At 64.3% G+C, this 20,237-nt stretch carries 17 protein-coding genes and 1 pseudogene; 4 read left to right on the top strand and 14 right to left on the bottom strand.

The annotated features are described in order from the left end of the window. Nucleotides 1-11: 11 nt before the first annotated feature. From HNQ95_RS18370 to HNQ95_RS18320, 11 genes are all read right to left on the bottom strand, one after another. The gene (locus HNQ95_RS18370) at nucleotides 12-614 is read right to left on the bottom strand and encodes a DUF1419 domain-containing protein (RefSeq protein WP_182574849.1); all 603 of its coding nucleotides are present in this window, start codon (nucleotides 612-614) and stop codon (nucleotides 12-14) included. A 139-nt stretch (nucleotides 615-753) separates the two neighbouring features. Continuing rightward, a complete protein-coding gene (locus tag HNQ95_RS18365; RefSeq protein WP_312870946.1) occupies nucleotides 754-1,776 on the bottom strand; it encodes a DUF3991 and toprim domain-containing protein in 1,023 nt (340 codons plus the stop codon). 167 nt (nucleotides 1,777-1,943) lie between these two features. After that, nucleotides 1,944-2,126, bottom strand: a complete 183-nt coding sequence (locus HNQ95_RS18360; RefSeq protein WP_182575018.1) for a hypothetical protein — start codon at nucleotides 2,124-2,126, stop codon at nucleotides 1,944-1,946. Between the two features lie 546 nt (nucleotides 2,127-2,672). After that, entirely contained in the window at nucleotides 2,673-3,926 is a 1,254-nt protein-coding gene (locus HNQ95_RS18355; protein WP_182575017.1) for an MgtC/SapB family protein, read from the bottom strand. Nucleotides 3,927-4,124: 198 nt separating this feature from the next. After that, on the bottom strand, nucleotides 4,125-4,826 hold the full coding sequence (locus tag HNQ95_RS18350) for a VIT1/CCC1 transporter family protein (protein WP_182575016.1): 702 nt from the start codon (nucleotides 4,824-4,826) through the stop codon (nucleotides 4,125-4,127). Next, nucleotides 4,823-6,724 carry a heavy metal translocating P-type ATPase gene (locus HNQ95_RS18345; RefSeq protein ID WP_182575035.1) on the bottom strand — a complete coding sequence of 634 codons (1,902 nt, stop codon included), beginning with the start codon at nucleotides 6,722-6,724 and terminating at the stop codon, nucleotides 4,823-4,825. Before HNQ95_RS18345 ends, HNQ95_RS18350 begins: the two co-directional genes overlap by 4 nt. Nucleotides 6,725-6,737: 13 nt before the next feature. After that, nucleotides 6,738-7,691, bottom strand: a complete 954-nt coding sequence (locus HNQ95_RS18340; protein WP_182575015.1) for an FAD:protein FMN transferase — start codon at nucleotides 7,689-7,691, stop codon at nucleotides 6,738-6,740. Further along, nucleotides 7,672-9,876, bottom strand: coding sequence for a PepSY domain-containing protein (locus tag HNQ95_RS18335; RefSeq protein ID WP_182575014.1), 2,205 nt, complete (start codon nucleotides 9,874-9,876; stop codon nucleotides 7,672-7,674). The genes HNQ95_RS18340 and HNQ95_RS18335 overlap by 20 nt, the downstream gene beginning before the upstream one ends. A gap of 7 nt (nucleotides 9,877-9,883) precedes the next feature. Next, a complete protein-coding gene (locus tag HNQ95_RS18330; RefSeq protein WP_182575013.1) occupies nucleotides 9,884-10,354 on the bottom strand; it encodes a DUF2271 domain-containing protein in 471 nt (156 codons plus the stop codon). Nucleotides 10,355-10,387: 33 nt separating this feature from the next. Beyond that, nucleotides 10,388-10,762 (bottom strand): hypothetical protein, encoded by a 375-nt coding sequence (locus tag HNQ95_RS18325; RefSeq protein ID WP_182575012.1) that lies wholly within the window; start codon nucleotides 10,760-10,762, stop codon nucleotides 10,388-10,390. Between the two features lie 166 nt (nucleotides 10,763-10,928). Further along, the gene (locus tag HNQ95_RS18320) at nucleotides 10,929-11,246 is read right to left on the bottom strand and encodes a PepSY domain-containing protein (RefSeq protein WP_182575011.1); all 318 of its coding nucleotides are present in this window, start codon (nucleotides 11,244-11,246) and stop codon (nucleotides 10,929-10,931) included. A 141-nt stretch (nucleotides 11,247-11,387) separates the two neighbouring features. Between HNQ95_RS18320 and HNQ95_RS18315 the strand changes: the two genes are divergently transcribed. Together HNQ95_RS18315 and HNQ95_RS18310 are read left to right on the top strand one after the other, a co-directional pair. Beyond that, complete coding sequence (locus HNQ95_RS18315; RefSeq protein ID WP_182575010.1) at nucleotides 11,388-12,047, top strand: response regulator transcription factor; 660 nt, start codon at nucleotides 11,388-11,390, stop codon at nucleotides 12,045-12,047. After that, nucleotides 12,044-13,381: an ATP-binding protein gene (locus HNQ95_RS18310; protein ID WP_182575009.1), complete on the top strand. Its 1,338-nt coding sequence runs from the start codon at nucleotides 12,044-12,046 to the stop codon at nucleotides 13,379-13,381. Before HNQ95_RS18315 ends, HNQ95_RS18310 begins: the two co-directional genes overlap by 4 nt. 176 nt (nucleotides 13,382-13,557) lie before the next feature. Here the strand turns inward: HNQ95_RS18310 and HNQ95_RS18305 are convergent, their stop codons facing one another. Further along, entirely contained in the window at nucleotides 13,558-14,451 is an 894-nt protein-coding gene (locus HNQ95_RS18305) for a ribose-phosphate diphosphokinase (protein ID WP_182575008.1), read from the bottom strand. Beyond that, nucleotides 14,451-15,953, bottom strand: a complete 1,503-nt coding sequence (locus HNQ95_RS18300; RefSeq protein WP_182575007.1) for a thymidine phosphorylase family protein — start codon at nucleotides 15,951-15,953, stop codon at nucleotides 14,451-14,453. Before HNQ95_RS18300 ends, HNQ95_RS18305 begins: the two co-directional genes overlap by 1 nt. Before the next feature lie 164 nt (nucleotides 15,954-16,117). Between HNQ95_RS18300 and HNQ95_RS18295 the strand changes: the two genes are divergently transcribed. Both HNQ95_RS18295 and HNQ95_RS33720 read left to right on the top strand, forming a co-directional pair. Further along, nucleotides 16,118-17,713, top strand: coding sequence for an MBL fold metallo-hydrolase (locus tag HNQ95_RS18295; protein ID WP_182575006.1), 1,596 nt, complete (start codon nucleotides 16,118-16,120; stop codon nucleotides 17,711-17,713). Nucleotides 17,714-17,716: 3 nt separating this feature from the next. Further along, nucleotides 17,717-18,490: pseudogene (locus tag HNQ95_RS33720) on the top strand (class II glutamine amidotransferase). Between the two features lie 18 nt (nucleotides 18,491-18,508). Here the strand turns inward: HNQ95_RS33720 and HNQ95_RS18280 are convergent. Further along, nucleotides 18,509-19,834, bottom strand: coding sequence for an APC family permease (locus HNQ95_RS18280; RefSeq protein WP_312874164.1), 1,326 nt, complete (start codon nucleotides 19,832-19,834; stop codon nucleotides 18,509-18,511). Nucleotides 19,835-20,237 lie beyond the last annotated feature (403 nt).

Genomic DNA, 20,237 nt, shown 5'->3' with positions numbered 1-20,237 from the left:
CGTTGCCTCCGTCACGCAGCTTGTCGCTCGGGGAGGTAGCGCAGATGCACCGGCAGCTTGGCCGCGATCTCGTCGTCCGTGAGATGGTCGAGCAGCTTGAAGTCATGGCTTCGGGCCGGTCCGTAGACGATGACGATGCGCTTGCCCCGCAGGTCGCGGGGAAAACGCCAGTCCGCATAGCCGCGATACTCGTCGTTGGTGCTCGACCAGATGTGCTCGATGCGCTCCTCGCGCGACATCGCGCGGACCGGCCGCGACTCGCGCTCGACGATCGCGTCGCGCATGCGATCGGGCGACCCGGTCTCTGCGAGATCGCAATAGGCATGGAAATACCGCACGTCGCCGTCGATGTTCAGCTCGTAGAAGACACTGGTGATCTGGCCCGTGAGGAACTCACGCAGCGCGAACATCTCGCCCCGCATGAACAGCGGCGGCAGGACATCGAACATATAGGTGTGCTCGGTCTGCGAGATCTCGAAACATTCGCCCCGGTAGAGCGGGGCGGCATCGTCCTCGAAACGGTTCGGACGCTGTGCGTGCCGATCGAACATTCGAAACATCTGCCTGCGGTCGGCGATGCCCTGATAGACTTTGCGGATTGGAGAGAGGGTCATGGGCGGGCTCCTTTGGCCTCGTCGGGCCGGAGCGCGGTTCATCCACAGTGGATGTCCATCCTCTTCGGCCCTTCTGACCCCTCCCCGCGGCCGCCTCTCCGTCCGGCCGGGTCAAGGGCCGGCGCAGCCGGGCGAAGCTTTACCCTTGACGCGGCCGGCGGGCATGCGGCAGCCGGGTCTTCTTTCCTTCCTCCTCTCCATCACCCTCCCCCTGCTTTGCCGCCCATGCCTCCAGCTCGGCGTTCCAATCGACGGCCGGCGGTCGAAGACGGGCAAAGCTGCAACCGATCTCCGCAGCGGCGCTCTCCAGGCGATCGGCATATCTGTCGCCCTGGCCGTTGTCGTCGGTCGCGGCCACCAGCCCCGCGCCATGGCGCGCCGCGAGAGCGCGGATCGCCGTGTCGGTCGCCGGCGACCAGCCGCCGCCTGTGCTGAGATAGAGGCTGTCGGTCCGCCCGCGCTCCAGCACGGCGAGGCTCATGGCGTCGATGGCCGCTTCGGTGACGCAAAGGCGCAAGGCGTGGATCGGGCCGAACCGGAAGAGGACTTTGGCGCCTCCGGTCGAGAACCCTCGCCAATCGGGACCACGCTCCTCCCAACCGGTGACGCGCCCGTCACCATCACTATGCGCCGCCCACATGCTGCCCCGGGGACCTTCGCGCAGAAGGTCGTGGCGGATCGCGGCACGGATGACGGCATCGGGGAGGGATCGCTCGCCGTGCAGATAGAGCCAGGTCATCGACCCCGGCCAAGGCTTGCGGCGCTTCGCCCAACGTGTGGGAATGCTGGCGAGCCTTCTGTCGTCGGCCGGTCGTGACCAGGTCGGCACGGTCGGGACGAAGCCCACGAGCGAGGCAACGCGCTCGACGACTTTTGTGAAGGGCGCACGGTCCAGATGCTCGACCAGGCTGAAGACATCGCCCTTGGCGTCGGACAAGGGAGCGAACCATCCCTTGCCGCCATGGATGACGATAACGATCTCGGCGCCGCGTCGGTATTTGACCGCCTTGCGCGTGCTCTCCTTGACGTCGATGGCGAACCCTGCCGTCTCCAGCACGGCGGCGCAGGGCACGCGGTCACGCAGCTCTTCAAGATCGTTCTTTTCCATATCCTTGTCGGCACGCCCTTGCGTCCGCCTTTCCTTGTTTTCCTTTCCCCGCACCTCGCGGAGCCCCTTCCGGACGCCGCGAAGAGCAAAGGGGGCAAGGGCGCGGCTGGCACAAGCTGAGGGAATTGTGAGCGCGCGCCGGCCGCTGCGTGCCAGCCGCGGCGTAGCTTCCCTTGCCGCCGCAGCTCGCAAGCGGCACCGCCGGAAGGAAGAGGGCCGGCTCAAAGAGCCGGCCCTCCGTCGAAGGGATTGTATTCCGCGAGGGTCTCGACTTCGTCGTCTTCGAGCTCCGCGCTCGGCTGGATGCCGAACCCGGCGTCCGTTCGGAACAGCGTGACGGGCGCCATGAGCGTGTGGGCGAGCTGGTATGCGTGGTTCTGCGCGAGGGAAAGTTCGTTCGGCATCTGAGGGGCTCCATCATTGGAGCGGGCCAATCCCGCTCGATGGCTCCGTCAGCGTCCGGCCTCGGTCGCGATCACCGCGAAGGCGAAGCCGAGCGGCGGCAGCTTGCTAGCCGACCCCTTGCGGGTTGATCGTGGAAGATCCGCCCTCGCACCAGGAAAAGCCATCACGAGAGAGCGGGATTGGACCGCGCCAGGACTCGGTGACTGTCGTCGATATCATTGGTCAACCCTGTGCCGACTGGAGGTGCCCTGCCGCCACGCTGGTCCAATGGTCAACGACCGTGGATTGCAGCACATCAGCGTCAGATACGAACCGATCCGGCAGCTACCGACCCCATTTCGGTCGTTCCGCTTGGCTTGCCTGCGGCCCGAAACCCGCCATTCGGGGCCCCTCTGAAACTCGGCCTGAACGGTGTCATCTACTAACGGTCCGGTTCAAGCGAGAATAAGAAGGACATTGTCGTTCGGAGGCGGTCGCCGTGTGGTTATTTCTGCTTGGGAAACAGCGGCAAATTCCTCGCGCGCCGGGCAGGCCGACCGCTGATCTCAAGCGAAGGGGAACCACACGAAGGCAGCGACAGCCACCACGACCGCGCATCCCGTGATTGCAGCGAGCGGGAGCGAGAAACGCGGGGGACCGGCGAGAATTGCGAGGACCAAACGCCCTGCGGCATTTGTGGCGAGCGCGACAAGCACGGCTTGACCCACGAGCGCGATGGCGGTTCCCCCGTCGGCAAGCCGAAGCGAACTGAGAACGGCCACGTCGACATCAAACGCGCCTGAAACGGCAGTCGTGGCCAAAAGCCCGCTCTCACCGAACCGGCTCGAGAGTGCCGCGCTGACAGTGGAAACAAGTGCGAACGCAGCGGCAAAGACCAGGAGGGCTCCAAATTCGAACGGATTGCGCCCGGGCTGGTCGCCGGCATCGTGCGCGCCGCTTCGACGCAGGAGCAGGACGCCAGCCGCGGCAAGGACGAATCCACCGGCGATCGCGGGCGCGATCATGTACGCGATGACCTGAGGTGCGAGCAGCGCAACGATGGCGCAGACCCGCAGAACGGATACCAGCGCCGCAAGCGCTGCCCCGCCCACCAGCGGCGTCGCGTTGGCTTCCGCTCTGGCCATACGTGCCAGTGCGACGGTGACCGCGGTAGACGAAACAACGGCGCCGGCGATCGATCCGACGAGCAATCCGCGCGTCTCGCCCAGCAAGCGCACCGCGACATAGCCACCGAAGGATATCGCCGCGACAATGACGGTGAAGAACCAGATCTCGAACGGGTTGAGCCCTCCCCAGGGATCGACGGTTCTGTCCGGAAGGAGGGGCAGGACGATCGCGGTCATCGCTGCAAGGACGATGGCCGAGCGCAGTTCGATCCAGGTCAGGCGACGCAGCAGACCGTGAAGCATCTCCCGGCTGGCCAGGACAGCTGCGAGCGCGGCTCCGCCTGCAGCAGCGACGAGTTGATCGCCGACAACCGCCAGTGCGCCGAGCGCGAACACGCTCAATGCTGCCACGACACCCGTCACGCTGAAATTCTGGTCATGCTCGGCTTCGTGCGAGGAGAACCAGGCGAAGATTGCCGCGAAGCCGAAGAAACCGGCAATCAATATGGCGCTTGAGTCCAAGGCGGCTGCGAGCGCGGCAAAGATGCCGCCCAGCAGCCCCGACAGGCCGAAGGTGCGAATGCCGGCCGTACGGCTCCTGTCGGCAGCGTCACGCTCACGCCATCCGCGCTCCAGACCCACGAGAAGGCCAATCGCCAGAGCCAGCCCCAGTCTTGCAATAGTGTGGTCCATCGGGTCAGCCGAAACCCATCAAAGCCTGTTGCCCAATTCGCACGATAGCGAATTCGGATGCGGTGGGCGTCGGTTTCAGAATCTGAGCCGTGAAGACGTTGCAATGCATTGCCTTGTCTGGGCGAGGCAAACGACGGCGCCGCAAAGGTCGCAGACTTCCCGGAACCCTCGCAGGACAAAGTGGGAGGGCCTTGGACCTCATCCCGCGCTCACACCGAACAGAGCACCGACGGCGGCGGTGACGCCCATGGCGAGCGCGCCCCAGAAAGTGACGCGAAGCGCGCCGCGCAGTATGCCGGCTCCGCCTGCGTTCGCTCCCAGTCCGCCAAGGATCGCCAGGGCAACGATGGTCGATGCACCGACGACAATGCTGGTCTGGTCGGCAGGCGTAGCCATTGCCACCAGCACAGGAACGATGGCACCCGCCGCGAAGGTCAATGCGGAAACCAAAGCTGCCTGGACCGGCCGCGCGGCCAAGGTCTCGGAGATGCCAAGTTCGTCGCGGGCATGGGCGGCCAGCGCGTCACCTGCCGTAAGCTGGGCGGCAACCTGGCCCGCGAGGTCGCGATCGAGGCCGCGCTTGATATAGATCTGGGTCAGCTCTTCTAGTTCGGCATCCGGCGTCTCCGCCAGTTCCCGCCGTTCGCGAGCGAGGTCCGCATTCTCAGCGTCGGTCTGCGAACTCACTGACACGTACTCACCCGCAGCCATGGACATGGCCCCGGCGACGAGACCGGCGAAGCCCGCGATCAGGATTTCCGTGGAACCAGACCCCGCCGCCGCCACGCCCACGACGAGGCTGGACGTTGAGACCAGACCGTCATTGGCTCCAAGCACCGCGGCGCGCAGCCATCCGATGCGATGGACCATGTGGACTTCCGAATGCGAAAGGCGGCTCATGTCTTTATACCTTTCCTAGTTACAAGCGCGCCGTCAGTCAGATGCATCGGCCCGGTTTCGGCTGGTTGGATTCGAAGTGCACGCAGCGCGTTGAGGATAACGGCGATGTCGATGGCTTCCTGGATCAGTGCCCCCTGGACAGGCGTGAGATAACCGAAAGCGGCCGCGATCATCCCCATGACAGAAAGTCCGATGCCCGCCACAACGCTTTCGAGAGCGATTCGCCGGGCTCCGCGAGCGATCTCGACGCCCGGCCCGAGCCTGTCCACTCTATCAACCAGCAAGACGACATCGGCGGCTTCCGCGGAGGCGGCTGCCCCTCGCGCCCCCATGGCCACGCCGATGTCGGCTGCGGCCAGGGCGGGAGCGTCATTCACCCCGTCGCCGACCATCATCACCGGGCCGCGCTTGCGCTCCGAGAGGACCAGAAGAACCTTTTGATCCGGGGTAAGTCCGGCGCGTATGCCGTCAAGCCCCAGGCCGGCGGTCACGCGTTCCGCAACCTCATGGCGATCTCCGGTAGCCAGAAGAATGCGATCAACCCCCTGTCGACGCAGTCCCGACAGCATGTCATGTGTGCCATCGCGCAATGGATCGGCCATGACCATGTGGCCTGCGAGCTTGCCGTCGATCCCGACCGCCACCAGCACCGAACCCGCCGACAGCGCCGGATGGTCGACGGCTGCGGCATCGACTTGTCCCACCACGAAGCCGTGTCCGCCCACGATCACTCGTCGGCCCTCGACGATGCCGGTCAGCCCTTCGCCAGGCGTCTCCCTGACCTCTTGGGGGACGGGCAGCGTCAGTCCGCGTTCCTGCGCTCCGGCAACAATCGCCTGGGCTACAGGGTGTTTGGTTGCCTGGTCGAGAGCGGCCGCAAGCCGCAGCAGTTCATCCGTCTCGATACCGTCATGAGTGTCAATCGAAACGATCTGCGGTCGGCCGTCGGTCAGCGTGCCGGTCTTGTCGAGAATGAGCGTGCGCGCGCGCGCCATGGCCTCAAGCGGACCGGCGCCTTTGATGAGCACCCCGAAGTGGGCGGCGCGTGAGAGGCCCGCCACCAGCGCCACGGGCACCGCCAGGATCAGCGGACATGGCGTCGCGACTACCAGCACCGCAACTGCCCGGATAGGGTCGTTGGTGAACCACCACGCGGCGAAGGCGATCCCCACGGTCACGAGCAAGAAGCCAAGCGACCAACGATCGGCGAGCCGAGACATGGGAGCCTTGGATGACTGGGCCTGTTCGACCAGGCGCACTATGCCTGCATAGGTGCTGTCGTGCGCCTCCCTGGTGGCAACGAGATTGAAGGCATCGCCGGCATTGGTCGAGCCGCTCATCGCCTCTGCGCCAGCGGTGAGCTTGATCGGCAAGGATTCGCCCGTCAACGCGGAGGTGTCGAGGAACGCCGACAGAAACTCGACCGTGCCATCGACGGGAACGATGTCGCCCTGCCGGATCAGGAGCCGGTCTCCGGGCGCGATCTCATCGAGCGGCACGTCCTCGAGGCGGCCGTCGCGGTGCCGTGTTGCCGTGCGCGGGACGCGCGAAAGAAGATCGCGCATCTCCCGCCGCGCGCGACCCTCGGCAAAGCTTTCGAGAAACGTGCCGCCGGAGTACATGACGGCAACGACCGCGGCGGCCAGCGTCTCGCCGAACACAAGAGCCGCCGTCATCGACAGCGCCGCGACAATGTCCAGCCCGACTTCGCCTCGCGCAAGGCTGCGCAGGATCTCGACCAGCAGTGCAGCCAGAATGGGGATGACTCCGATCATCCAGGTAGTCGCAGCAAGATCCGGTCGGTCCATCACGTAGGCTAGGACGAGACCTCCCAGAAGGCCTGCCCCCGCCACCGCCAGAAGCGCTGTCTTCACCCTGTCGCCTACTGAAAGTTCCATACCAAAGTCGCTCCTAGGCGGCATGCACGAATGAATTGCCCACGCCCCGTGCGCGAACCGTATCGCGTTCGTCGCAAAGCAGGAACAATGCTTCGAGGCCGATCTTCCGCGCCAACGCACTCCCTTCGGCAGGCCCGAGGACCATCAGCGCCGTCGCCCAGGCGTCGGCGACGGCGCATGATGGGGCTATAACCGTCACCGAGGCAGGCGGTTGGAGCAGCGGCGCGCCGCGCTTCGGGTCGATCGTATGCGACAGCCGTCGTCCGTCTACGGTGACAAAGTGGCGATAATCGCCAGAGGTCGCCACCGCGCAGTTGGTCAAAGCAAGGACCGAATGGGGCGCACGTCGATCCGGATCGGGCTTTTCCACGGCGACCGTCCATGGCTGCGCGTCCGGTCGATGGCCCATGGCACGCATCTCGCCGTCGATCCCGACCAGAGCGTCGCGGACGCCGAAAGCCGACAGCGATTCGGCAAGGCGATCAACTCCGACCCCTTTCGCGATCCCATTGAGATCGAGCATGATCGCGGTACGCTTCGTCACGGTTCCCTGGCCGAACGCGAGGGCTTCGACTGCCGACACGCGGCGCGCCGACATCGCTGCGCGGATTGAATCTTGAGAGGCGCTACCCGGCCCGAACCCCCAGGCAGATACGGCGTCGCCCACGCCCATGTCGAATGCACCGCCGGATGCCTTGCCGATGGCCACGCCGAGTTGCAGGACCTGTTCGAGCATCGCGGGTATCGGCACTGCCGCGCCGATCGGGGCTCGGTTCAGCAGCATGAGAGCGCTGTCGGTCTTCCAGATCGACATCTGCGCATCGACTTCATCGACGGCAGCCTGCAAGCCGGAGCGGATCCGGGCCACATCGAATCCGGGCTCAGCCCAGAACAGAGCCGACCAGCGCGTTCCCATGGTCGGGCCGCTCAGCGCATGACGAACCGGATCAGTAGACATCTTCGACATAGCGTCCCTCCGCCTTGAGCCGCGCCGGCGATAGGCCCATGGGCTCCAGGATCGCGGCAAGAGTTTCTGCAACGCCGGAAGCCATCTCGCGCCCGCCGCAGACCATGATGTGCGCTCCGGCCCCGATTGCTGCCGCAAGGGCCGCGCTTTCCCGCGCAATGACGTGCTGGATGTAGCGCGGATGCGAGCCTCGCGAGCAGGCGGTTGCCAGGCTCGCCAGTCGACCTTCGGAAGACCAGTGCGCCAGTTCTTCCCCGTAGAGGAAGTCGCTGTCGCGATGCCGCATCCCGAAGAACAGATGCATGGGCCGCAAGCTATCGTTGGCGCGGACGAAGCCCGCAAGCGGTCCAATCCCGGTGCCGGCTCCGATCAGGATCAGCGGCTTGCGACCGCGGGGCGGATGGAAAGTCGGATTGCGCCGCAGGAAGGCTTCGACAGACCGGCCCGGCTGAAGCCCGGTCAGCATACTGGAGCAAACGCCGCCGGCATGTTTGCGGACCACGATTTCGAGGAACCCGTCGCGGCTGCCGGATGCCAGAGAATAGAACCGCGGCACGGTGGCGCCTTGCGGGAGAATCCCGATGAGATCCCCCGCCTCGAAACGGGCGAAGCCGCGGCCCAATAGGCGTTGTAGAAATCCGAGGCGCGGCAGGGCGAAGCGCAGGATCGCGGTCGGCGCCTGCACGTCCTGGCCGTAGTCGCGGCGAGAAACCAGCGTCAATCCGGTCGTCCGGGGCGCGACCGGCTGGTGGTCCAGTTCCAGCGGGATGCCGAGAGCCTGCCCCAGTGCGCGGCCCCACCGCGCGAACTCCTGCGGCGACTGGCGATCGATGGTGTCGAAGGGCAGAATGGTCTCCCATCCCTTCACGCGTGCGGCGGCACCGACAGCCTCGGCATAGGCGCAGAAGCGCGGGAAGTTCCGGTCACCGAAGCCGAGCACCGCGACCGGTGCCGAGGGAGCCGCCCGAAGTGCGGCCAGACGGTCGAGGAAGCCCTTGGCGCAAGCCGGTGCGTCACCGTCCCCATAAGTGGCAGCGAGCATGATGTAATTTTGCGCGGCCCGGGTTCTGCCGGGCGCGAAGGCGGACATCGGCGCGACATGAACTCGCTTGCCGGACTTGGTCAACGCCGCGTGGAGCGTCGCGGCAAAGCCCCAGGTGCTGCCACCCTCGCTGCCGACGAGCACAACGAGATCCGCGCCGGAAGGCGAGGCATTGCCCTTGATCGGCGGTCGGCCGCCCCGCGCGGCGGCCCAGACGGCAAGGCCGGTGATGCCCATGACAGGCACCGCGAGCGCCATAACGCCCAGAAGCAGCCCAAGCAGAGACGCGCCGCGACCCGTGTGGAGCATGTAGACGGTTTCCGTAGCGCGCTCCCAGGCGGTCAGGTCGACCCAGCCGAGCGTCTGCCCGGTGCCCTGGTCGATGGCACCCGTTCCGCTATCGGTCTTCAGGGTGAAGACGTCGGTTGCATCGTCAGGGTACGGGAAGGTGAGCTCGCGCAGGTCATCGCTCGGCGTAGCCGCGAGCAGCGGCATTGCGGAGAGCGCGGCGCCCTTCTTGCCGCTCGCGTCGGACTGATCCAGCGCTGCTGGCCCGTCAGGAAGAAGGCTGAAGGTGGAGGCTGTCATCCAGAGCGCGGTTGCCGAAGAAAGAAGCAGGCCCAGAACTGCGGCACGCGCGAGTTCGACATGGACGCGCCCGGCAAGCGGGCCGCGCAGCGGCGAGAACCAGCGCCGCCAGCCACCGGTGCGCCGCGCCACCAGCAGGATTCCCGAGACGGACAGCAGAAGCATGGAAGCAGCGCCCGCCGCCGAAACGAGGCGTCCCGTGTCGTCCAGGAAGAGCGAGCGGTGCAGGTTCGTCAGCCAGCGTTCGACCTGGTTCGGATCGGCCGACCCGACCGCTTGTCCGGTCTCCGGGTCAATCACCGCCGAGCCCGGGGTACCCTTGTCGAACCAGAAGGCGGTGATGCGGCCAGACGGCGAACGCCTGATCTGCTCGACGCCTGGAATTGCCGATTGAATCCTTGTTGCGAGTTCCGCGACGCTTGCAGCCGGATCGGCCTGCGGCGAAGAAATCATCTCCGCCGCAGGGAAGATTGAGAGTGCCGCGCCGCTGAGCGCAAGCAGCGCCAGCAACGCAAGGCCGACGAGGCCGGGCCAGCGATGGAGCAGCCGAGTCATGACAGCCTCACATCGCGTAGGCGAGGCTGGCGACGTAACGGCGGCCTTGGACCGCCTGCCCGGCATTCGCCGACGTCAACGGCACCGAGACGTCGTTGGGACTGTCGCGCATGTCCTCCACGGCAGCATCGAGATGCAGCGTGTAGCCTGCGTCGAATAACGCGTCGGCGAGGTCGAGCGTGATCTCCAGGGTGCGCCCGGCCCCGACGCTGGCCCCAGTGATTCCGTTGATTTCCGCCGCATTGCCGCCCGTGGCGCGGTACCAGTCGGCCAGGTGCTCGTAATACTTCGCCTTGCCGCCCGCCATCCACAAGGTGCCGGCATAGGCGCCCTTGGCGTCGGTGACGTAGATGGCGAGGTAGGCGCCGTCGCCGCCGTAGCTCTTCAGCGTCGTCGTCAGGGTCACGGGACGAGCCAGCGCCACGCCGGGAAGCGTGAGCGCGGTCGTCAGGACCAGTGCGGCCAGGATCTTCTTCATGATGATTCTCCGAAGTGCTTCACGATCAGTCCGTCAGTTCAGCTTGACCTTGGGAGCCGCGTCGCTGCCGAACAGGCCATTGGCGGGAGGTGCGACGGTTCCCGCCGGCGCGGGGTTGGTCGATGCCCTCCGGCCGTATCCGTCGTCATCGTCGTCATCGTCGTCATCGTCGTCATCGTCGTCGTCATCGTCATGGCCATCGTCCCCGTAGCGGTGGTCATCGTCGTCGCTGCGCGCCCTTCTTACGTGATCCCGATCAAGGCGGTCATCGCTGGCGAGCTTCAGAATGCCGTCATCATCGGTCCTCGCCGACGCATGCGCGGCGCGGTGCATGCCGCTCCAGGCTGGAATGCCGGCGCCGATGGCCAGAGCGGTCGAGGCGACGAGGATTGCAAAGGTCTTCTTCATGGCAGGTCTCCTTTTCTGCTGGCCTCTTGTGGAGCCTCCATCTGATCGCTCGCTGACGCGTCCGGACTTTCTGCTTCAGCTTCCCGTCAGCATGCGGCCAGAAAGCAGAAGGCCCCGCCGGGGTGGCGGGGCCTGGTCAATCCGGTTACGGCTTGATGAAGCCGCGCTACCTGTCTTCTCGTCGCCCTTTGTGGTGGGCTCCGTTGTCACGGTCGTCATCGTCCGCTTCGATCTTCATCACCTCGAGGGTCGCGGGATTGACCGTCGCTTCCATCTGCCGGCCCTCGGCGTCGGTTCCGATGATTTCGTAGCAGCCGTCGTCGATCTTGATCCGGCGCACGGTCCAGCCAAGCTCAGCCGCCATCGCGGCCACCGCCTCACGCGGCATCCAGTCGGCCATCGGAATGAAGCAGTCGTCATCGGCCCGCGCGCTGCCAATCGGCAGGGCGACGAGCGACGCGAGAATTGTCAGGGCGAGGCGCATGGCACATGACTCCAGCCGGGGTGACTTTCCTCATATTGGAAGATCAAGCTGACGCTTTCCTGAAGCGCGGCCGCATGCTGCTTCAGCAAGTCGTCAGGATCAGCGATGATGATACAGTTCGATTTCGAATGAAGGCATGAGATGCGTACGCTGCTGGTCGAGGACGATTCTGTGCTGGGTGCGGCGGTGCGTGACCAACTCGCCGGTGACGGGCATTCGGTCGACTGGGTGACGCGCCTTGACGCGGCTCGCGACGCGATGGCCGGCGCGGCGCACGATCTGGTCCTTCTCGACCTCATGCTGCCGGACGGTCGTGGCATCGTCTTCCTGAAGGGGTTGCGCGGCGCAGGCAACGTTACCCCGGTCATCATCCTGACGGCCCTTGACCAAGTCTCCGATCGGATCGAAGGGCTGAAGGCCGGAGCCGACGACTACCTCGTCAAGCCATTCGATCTGGACGAGCTTTCCGCGCGGATCGGTTCGGTCGCACGACGGTATTCCGGCAATCCCAACCCGATCATCCGCATCGGTCCGCTGGAAATCGACATCGCCCGCCGAAGCGTCCGGCGCGAAGGAAAGGCAGTTCAGCTGACGGCACGCGAATGGGCCTTGCTGGACGCATTCCTTACCCGCCCCGGTCAGTTGCTGTCGAAATCCCAGCTGGAGGAGAAGCTTTACGATTTTGATTCCGAGATCGAGAGCAACACGATCGAGGTTCATGTGAGTCGCCTGCGCAAAAAGCTTGGACCGGATCTCATCCAGACCGAGCGCGGCCTCGGCTATCGGCTGGCAAGGGCATGAGGCTGCCGCGCAGCTTGCAGGGAAGGCTCCTGCTGACGCTAGGCGCCGTCATGCTTGCGATATGGGTCGGCGCCGCATGGGCGACCGCTGTACTACTTCGGCACGAGATCGAGGAGGTCTTCGATTCGTCGCTTCAGGAGACGGCGCAACGCCTGCTGCCGCTGGCGGTGCTCGACATCGTCAGTCGCGAGGACGGCGACGCGGCCAGCCAGCGGCTGGCGGCAATCCGCAGCCACGAGGAGCTGTTCACCTATGTGGTGCGGAACGAAAGCGGCGCGGTTCTGCTGCAATCCCACGCGGCAGATCTTTCCGCCTTCCCGCCCTATGACGGTCCGGGTTTCCGGCGCACCGCGCGGCATCGCCTCTACAGCGAAGAGGCTTTGCAGGGCACCGTCGTCATCACCGTCGCGCAGCCGGTGTCCAACCAAACTTCTGTCATTCGCGAGATGCAGATGGTGCTGGGGCTCCCGGTGCTCCTCGTCATACCAGCGGCCTTCGGCGCGATCATCCTCGCGGTACGACAGGGCACGCGGCCCCTGCGCAGGTTTCGCGAACAGCTGGAGACCCGCAGCGAGAAGGACCTCGCCGCTGTCTCCGCCGAAGACCTGCCGAGCGAAGTCGCGCCACTGGCCGAGACCATGAATGCTTTGCTCGCACGGCTACGGTCGGCCTTCGACGCCGAGAGGAGCCTCGCGGCAAATACCGCCCACGAACTGCGCACCCCGCTTGCCGGAGCCATCGCCCAGGCGCAGCGCATCCGCAAGGAGACCGCGGAACCCCAAACAGCGCAGCGCGCCTCCGACATCGAGGCCGCGCTGAAGCGCCTCACCGCGCGATCCGAACGGCTGATGCAGCTGGCCCGGGCGGAAGGTGGGCGGCTGACGCTGGACGCCGACAGTGACCTGCGCGATGCGGTGTCCGTGGTCGTGCACGACATGAACCGTAGCGGACAGCAGGAACGCATCGTTCTGGCACTTCCTGACACGTCGGTCCTGTCGCCGATTGACCCCGATACGGTCGGAATCCTTTGCCGCAACCTCATCGACAACGCGCTTCAGCATGGCGGCAAGAATTCTGCGGTCGAGGTTTCGCTGTCAGCGAGTGGAGAACTCTCGGTCGCGAACGGGGGGCCGCTCGTATCTCCGGAAAGACTGGAATTGCTCACCAGGCGTTTCGAGCGAAACGGCAGTATCGGCCGGGGAAGCGGGATCGGACTATCGATAGTGGCGACAATCGCCGAGCGGATTGGTACCAGGCTCGACCTCTCTTCACCGCGCCCCGGCCATATCGATGGCTTTGAGGCGCGTATCAAACTGAGTGGGTCCCATCGTTGACCGCTGTTCCGTCCGAGGCTTAGCAAGGCGGCGAATTTCGTTGCAGGTAGGGCCGCAACGGGTTGGGCTTGATCTACGTGCCACGCTCTCCAGAGATCGTCTCACTCGGGTCAGCAGCGGCATCCTCCAGCTCGACGCTTGCGAAGCCCATGGCGCAAAGCCCGAAGGGTTATGGGTCATTCGATTCCCATACGCAGCGCCTCAGCTAGGAGGGGTGCGAGGTGGATCTTGTTCGTGGCGTGGCGCACGCTGTCGGTCGAGACGATTCGGGAGACCCCAGCAGTATGTAGCGCTGCAGTGTCTGTTCCGGAGCTCAGCATGTGCGTTGCGAACAGTTCAACGCGATCTGCTCCCGCATCCAGAAGATGACGGGTGGCGGCGCAGACGGTCGACCCCGACGATACAACGTCATCGACGATGACTGCCGTCCGTCCCTTGACGCGATCCAACCCGGCAATCTCGATGGCGACATCGCGATCGCCGCGGCGCACCTTCCTGCCGACGAGAACATCAAGTGCCGATGCTTTCGCGGCAGTCTCGACCCATTGTCGGGATTCCCAGTCAGGCCCGACGAGGACAGCGTCCTTCCCGGCATTGTTGGCGGTGATCGCGCGACCCAGAAGGAGCGCGGCGCTCAACTGCGTAACAGGTATGCTGAAGACACTGTTCAGGTCGTGCGTCCGATGCAGATGCGGGTCGACGGTGACCAGCCCTTCGAATGCATCTGACAGAAGTCCGGCAACAACCCTCTGGCTGACTGCCTCGCCCAGTTGGAAGGCCACGTCCTGGCGCATGTAGCAGAGATACGGTGCTACGAGCACGATGGACCGGACGCCCGAGTCCCGTAAGGCGGACGATGCGAGCAGAAGGTCAACCAGCCGATCATTCGGATGATCGAGACTGCAATAGATGACCGCTGCTCCCGTCTCCGGCGCTATCCGTACCAGGCTTTCGCCGTCCGGAAACCGCCGCAGTTCAATCCTCCTGAAATCCGAGCCGAGTGCTTCCGCGAGCCGCCGCGCAGGTTCTTCATGATCGCCGAAGGCGTGGACGGTGGACCAGACGGGCATCAGGGCAAACTGGCGGGTGCCACCGCAAAGCCGACATTGCGTTCGGCAGCTTCGGTTGCCAACGCCAGGTCTCCTGCGTGGGCCGCATGAATCCGATAGACGACTTCGCCTGCCTCTACGACTTCGCCTGTCTTCCTAAGAAGATCGATGCCGGCGCCGCGATCGAGTGGAGCGCCCGCCAACCGGGCGATCCGTGCCAATCGGTAGCAATCCATGTCTCGGACCTTCCCGCTGACTTTCGCATTCACCTCATGGGTCAGCTCGCCGAGATTGAAGGTCATGGACGGGGGGCCCTGCAACCTCATTATTCTTTCCATCGAACGCAAGGCGGAGCCTGAGTCCAGCAATTCCCTGGCACGTGCATAACCGGTTCCGCCGCGGCACGCCGGATCCAGTTCGATGATGCGCGCGGACAGCTGCAGGGACTTTTCGCGAAGGTCCGAAGGCGCGTCCGCCTCACACCGCAACACGGCCATGACGTCACGCGCTTCCAGCACAGGCCCGATGCCCCGCCCGATTGGTTCGGCGGCCGGAGTGACGGCGACATCGATGTGCAGTCCGAGCCGGTCACCGACAAATTCGAACAGTTTTCTCAGGCGCACCGCATCTTCCATCCCGCGGACCTTTGCGGACTGTCCAACAGGAATATCCACCACAAGATGCGTAGATCCTGCCGCCACCTTCTTTGACAGGATGGAAGCCACCATCTGCTCACGCGTGTCGATCCCCAGCGGGCGCTGCACCGAGATCATGATGTCATCGGCTGGCGAGAGGTTCACGTTGCCACCCCAGACGATGCAGCCACCACACTCGTTCACGACATGGCGCATTTCATCTACCGACAGGTTGACGCGCGCAAGCACCTCCATCGTATCGGCTGTGCCCGCCGGAGATGTGATGGACCGCGATGATGTCTTGGGGATCGTGAGGCCGTAGGCCGACACGATCGGGACGATGATCATTGAGGTACGATTGCCAGGAATCCCACCGATGCAGTGCTTGTCGACGACCATCGGCTGACGCCATTCCAGCTTCCTGCCGACCGCGATCATCGCTTCTGTGAGTGCCAATAGCTCGTCTGTGGTCATGAAACTCGCCGATCCGATCAGAAAGGCTGCGAGATCCATTTCGCTGTATCTGTGATGGGCTATATCGACGACGATGTTGCGGATGTCGTCCGAGGAAAGCGTGGCGCCCCTGATCTTCGAGCGAACGCTTTCGAGGCTGCGGGGAGGCACTGCGGGTGCGATCGTGACGGGAGAACCTTCCGGAAGGCCGAGGCTTGAGAAACCCTGCTCCGAGAGCCCGAGTTCGTCATCAGCAACGATACCTTCGTCGTCGGCAATGGCGAGCGATGCGAGAACTTCGCGTCCTCCTTCCCCGGTGATGCTGACCTTTTTCAGAGCTCGGTGCTGGTCGGGTCTGAACAGCTGGCAGTGCCTGTCGACATAAGCGATGCTCTCGTTTTGCGTGTCGATCCCGATGCGCTTCAGCTTCAACACTGCGGACAGATCCCTTGGGCCAAGCCCGTGATTGCCGGGCAACTCTTTCGTGCTAGGCTAGCATGGAGTTCAGTGGGCTTCGAGCTGACCGAGACGCGGCTCATGCGAAAGCCTTTCGAGGGATGGCGACAGGCCCTCTCGGCTTCAGACATTGGGAAGGGTTCATGCGCCCGGTTCTACGTTTTCACGGTGCCGCCCACGGCGTTACCGGCTCGTGTTACGAGATCGAAACCGGACAGTGTCGCGTTCTCGTCGACTGCGGCATGTTCCAGGGTTCAAAATCCGAGAAGGAGCTGAACTACGGCGATTTTCCATTCAGACCAGACGCGATCGATGCCGTCCTCCTCACCCACGCACACATCGACCACAGCGGTCTCCTTCCGAAGCTGATCAAGCACGGATTCGCGGGGCCGATCTACGCGACGTTGCCGACAGTCGATCTTTGCTCCGTCATGCTGCCGGATTCAGCGCACATCCAGGAGATGGAAGTCGAGCACCTCAACCGCCGCAACGCGCAGCGGGGCCGCCCACAGATTACGCCGATCTATACGATGTCGGACGTTACCGCGTGCATGCGCCAATTCCGGCCGGTGCAATATGGCGAATGGACAACTGTCGCGACCGGAATGCGCGCACGCTACTGGAATGCCGGACATCTGCTCGGGTCGGCCTCGGTTGAGATCGAGATCGATACCGGCACACAGGAAGGGCAGCTGCGGTTGCTTTTCTCCGGCGACATCGGGCCCGGTCAGAAGTTGCTGCAGGCCGAGCCGGATGGGCCGATCGGCGTGGACTACCTCATCTGTGAGGCCACATATGGCGATCGTGACCGGTCAGAGGTTTCCCGCGAAGGCCGCCGAGCGAAGTTGGGCGAGGAAGTCAGGCGCGCGGCCGAGCAGAGAGGTCCGCTCGTCATCCCCTCCTTCGCGGTGGAGCGCACCCAGGAACTGCTTGTGGACCTTTTCCTGCTTGCACGTGATGGCTCGACACCGTCCGGACCAATCTTCGTCGACTCGCCCTTGGCAACCCGAGCCAGCGCTGTCTTCGAGCGTCATGCTGCCGAGATAGATGGTGGACACGAATTGCTTGCCGCGCTGCGGTCCGACTCCATTCGCTTCACTGAGACCGTTGAGCAAAGCAAGGCCATCAATCGGCTCTCCGGCTTCTTCATCGTGATCGCTGCCAGCGGCATGTGCGATGCTGGCCGTATCCGCCATCATCTCAAGGCGAACCTCTGGCGACACAACGCTACGATCATGATGGCGGGCTTTCAGGCGCAAGGCTCACTCGGGCGCATTCTGCTCGACGGCGCCTCGCGGGTCCGCATCCAGGGTGAAGAGGTCGACGTCAAGGCGCGCATTGAACAGTTCGACTTCTATTCCGGCCATGCTGACGCGCCAGAACTCGTGTCCTGGGTGAAGAAGCGCTTCCCGGTGCGCCGATCGATGTTCCTCACCCACGGCGAAGAAGCCGGGCTCGATGGGTTGCGCGACCGGCTTTCATCCTCTCTGGGGTACAACCGGCTCATCCTGCCGCTCATCGACGATGCCTATGAGCTTGGCCCCGAGGCGGCCCAGCAGATCGACGTCAACAAGCCTCGTCGGCTTAAACCCGACAAAGTTGCGCGACTCGACTGGCACAACGACCTCTCCAAGCTCCTCATCGATATCACTCAGGAGGTCAACGCCGCCGCCGACGAACGATCTCGTTCGACAATCATCAGGCGCTTGCGGCGTGGGCTGGAAGACAAATCCGAATAGCTGATGCAGCCGCCGACCGATCGGGAGAGCCGCATAGTCTACAGCTACAAAGTGCGGAGCCTGGATTGCCCTGATGACCTGGCGGAATTTGCCGCCTCTGCCGCATTGTTCTGGCGCTTCCTCAGCGACTGGGTCCGGATCGTCGCGGATCACGATCTGAGCAGTCGGATCGTCGTTTCCCACATCCGCAAGGCGACGATGGGCGACGGTGCCTATCGGATTACCCAGCCCTTCATCCGGGAGCTGTCGGGTTCGGACCACCTGTTCGCGCACAACGGCTGGCTGCAGGGGATTCTCGCCGACTAGGATTTCCAGTCGAAGTCCTTTTGCCCCGTCGGAGAAACGGATGCGGAACTGGCCTTTTGCGGCCTGCTTGATCGAATGCGTTCCGTCTGGACCGTGCCTGGGGAAGTTCCCTCACTGGAGTTACGCATGGCGGTGCTCGCTTCGTGCGCGGCGGAACTGAGGGTGATGGGTCCCGCGAACTTTCTCTACTCGGACGGCGACACCCTTTTCACTCAAGGCGACCGCCGCAAGAACGGAAGCACCCGAAAAGTCGGGCCTCCAGGACTGGTATTGCTGCGCCGATACTGCTCGCGGGATTCCCGTGACGGCATGGCACCCGGCATATCGATCGAGGGCCAGGATCATTTCGTCACCCTCGTCGCCAGCGTGCCGCTGAGCGATGACATCTGGGAGCCGCTCGGCGAGGGAGAGATCGTGGCCCTGAAGGATGGAGAAGCCGTCCGGTTTCCTCTCGGCAGTCACTACGCTTGAAGCGCAGAAGATGGACACTCATGTCCGGCGCGCCGCCAGACCTGTCTGGGCGGCATAGAGTGCAAGCATGCCCACCAGCATCGTTCCGGCGAGCGCGGGCGCCTGCCAGTCGCTGCTGGTCAGCCTGACCGAAATCAGGACGAGACAGATGATCGTTCCCAGCGCAGGCACCCAACGCGGCACCTCGAACTTACCCTTCGCCTCGCTGACCCGGCCCTGTAGGACCACGAGCGCGCCGTTGACGATCGCGAACACCACAAGCAGCATCAGCACCGAAGCCGACGCGAGCTGGGCGATGCTGCCGAAGAACGCCAGGGGGAGAAGCAGCACAAGGAGAGCGAGCGTTGCCAGATAGGGTGTCTGTGTCCGGGACTGAACCTTGCCCAGGGCGGCGGGAAGAAGGCCCTGCCGCGCCATGCCATAGATCATGCGCGAACTGGTGACGTAATTGACGAGCGCCGTGTTCGCGACGGCGAAAAGGGTGATGCCAGCGAACACAGCAACCGGGATGGCGGGTGCGGCCCTGCGCATGACTTCGGTCAGAGGGCCCGGAGCTTCCGCGAGTTCCTGCCACGGCACGACCGAGATGGCCGAGATGGCGACAGCCACATAGATCGAGGCGCCCACGACCATCGCGCTTACCAGCGCCACGGGAATCGTGCGCTGCGGATCGCGGCATTCCTCGGCGACGTTGAGGATGTCCTCGAACCCGATAAAGGCGAAGAAGGTCAGCACCGCGCCCTGGAAGACCAGCACGATCAGGACGTCGTTGCCGGGCAGCCCCGGGGTCTCCAGCAGATCGACCGAGCCCCAGTAAGGAATGCCGACCGCGATCACCAAGAGAAGCCCCGCCGCCTCGATCAGCGTGCAGGTGACGTTCACCCACATCGCCTCACGAATGCCTCGCAGCACCAGCCCGGTCAGGACGAGCAGGAATCCGATTGCGATCGCCCAGATCGGCAGCATCGCCATTCCGGTGACCGAGGCGAGATTGACGGCAAAGACCTGCGATTGGGTCGCGATGGACGTCAGCCCGGAGGCGACGACAGAGAGGCCGACGACGAAGCTCAGGAGCGGCATGCCGAAGGCACGCTCGGTGACGAAGGCGGCACCACCCGCTCGCGGATAGCGCGACCCAAGCGACGCATAGGACAGCGCCGTCAGCAACGCCGCAACCATGGCCACCAGGAAGGCCAGCCAGACTGTATTGCCTGCCAGCCCGGCGGCCTGTCCGATCAGGCCATAGATGCCGGAGCCGAGCATGCTACCGAGGCCGTAGAGCGTGAGCTGAAACGGCCCTATCGACCGTCGCAGCTTCGTCTCGGGGAGCTCCAAAGTTTTCACCTGTGTGTTGGCTGTTGAGCCAATCCGTCTGCTGATCGTCGGCGAACCCTATGTTTATCCGTATCAACTGCGGAAGTCTTGGGTCTGAACCACGAACGCGCCGAGCTTTGTGTTCGCGTGACGCGAGCGGCGGCGAGTGATACTGCCCATTCAGTTTTCAGCCTGTAATTCCCGACGAGGGCCAAAGGGCGTTCTGGACGTGCCGGGTCAAGAAGAAGTCTGACTGCTATTAGGTTTGAAGGCGAACGGTGTGGACGACCGGCGTTGGGGCGCGTTGCGGTCGAAGTGGGGCGGCCACCTGAATGGCCGCTTTTCCGACTCCACCGCTCAGAACCGGACGGGCAGGAATCCACCCCATTTCGGTCATGTCGGAATTCGGAGAGAAGGGCGGGGCTGAAGCCCC

It is taken from the genome of Aminobacter ciceronei (assembly GCF_014138625.1).
Taxonomy (GTDB): Bacteria; Pseudomonadota; Alphaproteobacteria; order Rhizobiales; family Rhizobiaceae; genus Aminobacter; species Aminobacter ciceronei.
Note: the sequence above shows the minus strand (reverse complement) of the source record. Positions and strands in the feature narration are given on the sequence as shown.

What these genes read in the sequence shown, in the direction of transcription:
- HNQ95_RS18370 (WP_182574849.1), bottom strand. Translation starts at nt 614, where the DNA reads ATGACCCTCTCTCCAATCCGCAAAGTCTATCAGGGCATCGCCGACCGC.
- HNQ95_RS18360 (WP_182575018.1), bottom strand. Translation starts at nt 2,126, where the DNA reads ATGCCGAACGAACTTTCCCTCGCGCAGAACCACGCATACCAGCTCGCC.
- HNQ95_RS18355 (WP_182575017.1), bottom strand. Translation starts at nt 3,926, where the DNA reads ATGGACCACACTATTGCAAGACTGGGGCTGGCTCTGGCGATTGGCCTT.
- HNQ95_RS18350 (WP_182575016.1), bottom strand. Translation starts at nt 4,826, where the DNA reads ATGAGCCGCCTTTCGCATTCGGAAGTCCACATGGTCCATCGCATCGGA.
- HNQ95_RS18345 (WP_182575035.1), bottom strand. Translation starts at nt 6,724, where the DNA reads ATGGAACTTTCAGTAGGCGACAGGGTGAAGACAGCGCTTCTGGCGGTG.
- HNQ95_RS18340 (WP_182575015.1), bottom strand. Translation starts at nt 7,691, where the DNA reads ATGTCGAAGATGTCTACTGATCCGGTTCGTCATGCGCTGAGCGGCCCG.
- HNQ95_RS18335 (WP_182575014.1), bottom strand. Translation starts at nt 9,876, where the DNA reads ATGACTCGGCTGCTCCATCGCTGGCCCGGCCTCGTCGGCCTTGCGTTG.
- HNQ95_RS18330 (WP_182575013.1), bottom strand. Translation starts at nt 10,354, where the DNA reads ATGAAGAAGATCCTGGCCGCACTGGTCCTGACGACCGCGCTCACGCTT.
- HNQ95_RS18325 (WP_182575012.1), bottom strand. Translation starts at nt 10,762, where the DNA reads ATGAAGAAGACCTTTGCAATCCTCGTCGCCTCGACCGCTCTGGCCATC.
- HNQ95_RS18320 (WP_182575011.1), bottom strand. Translation starts at nt 11,246, where the DNA reads ATGCGCCTCGCCCTGACAATTCTCGCGTCGCTCGTCGCCCTGCCGATT.
- HNQ95_RS18315 (WP_182575010.1), top strand. Translation starts at nt 11,388, where the DNA reads ATGCGTACGCTGCTGGTCGAGGACGATTCTGTGCTGGGTGCGGCGGTG.
- HNQ95_RS18310 (WP_182575009.1), top strand. Translation starts at nt 12,044, where the DNA reads ATGAGGCTGCCGCGCAGCTTGCAGGGAAGGCTCCTGCTGACGCTAGGC.
- HNQ95_RS18305 (WP_182575008.1), bottom strand. Translation starts at nt 14,451, where the DNA reads ATGCCCGTCTGGTCCACCGTCCACGCCTTCGGCGATCATGAAGAACCT.
- HNQ95_RS18295 (WP_182575006.1), top strand. Translation starts at nt 16,118, where the DNA reads ATGCGCCCGGTTCTACGTTTTCACGGTGCCGCCCACGGCGTTACCGGC.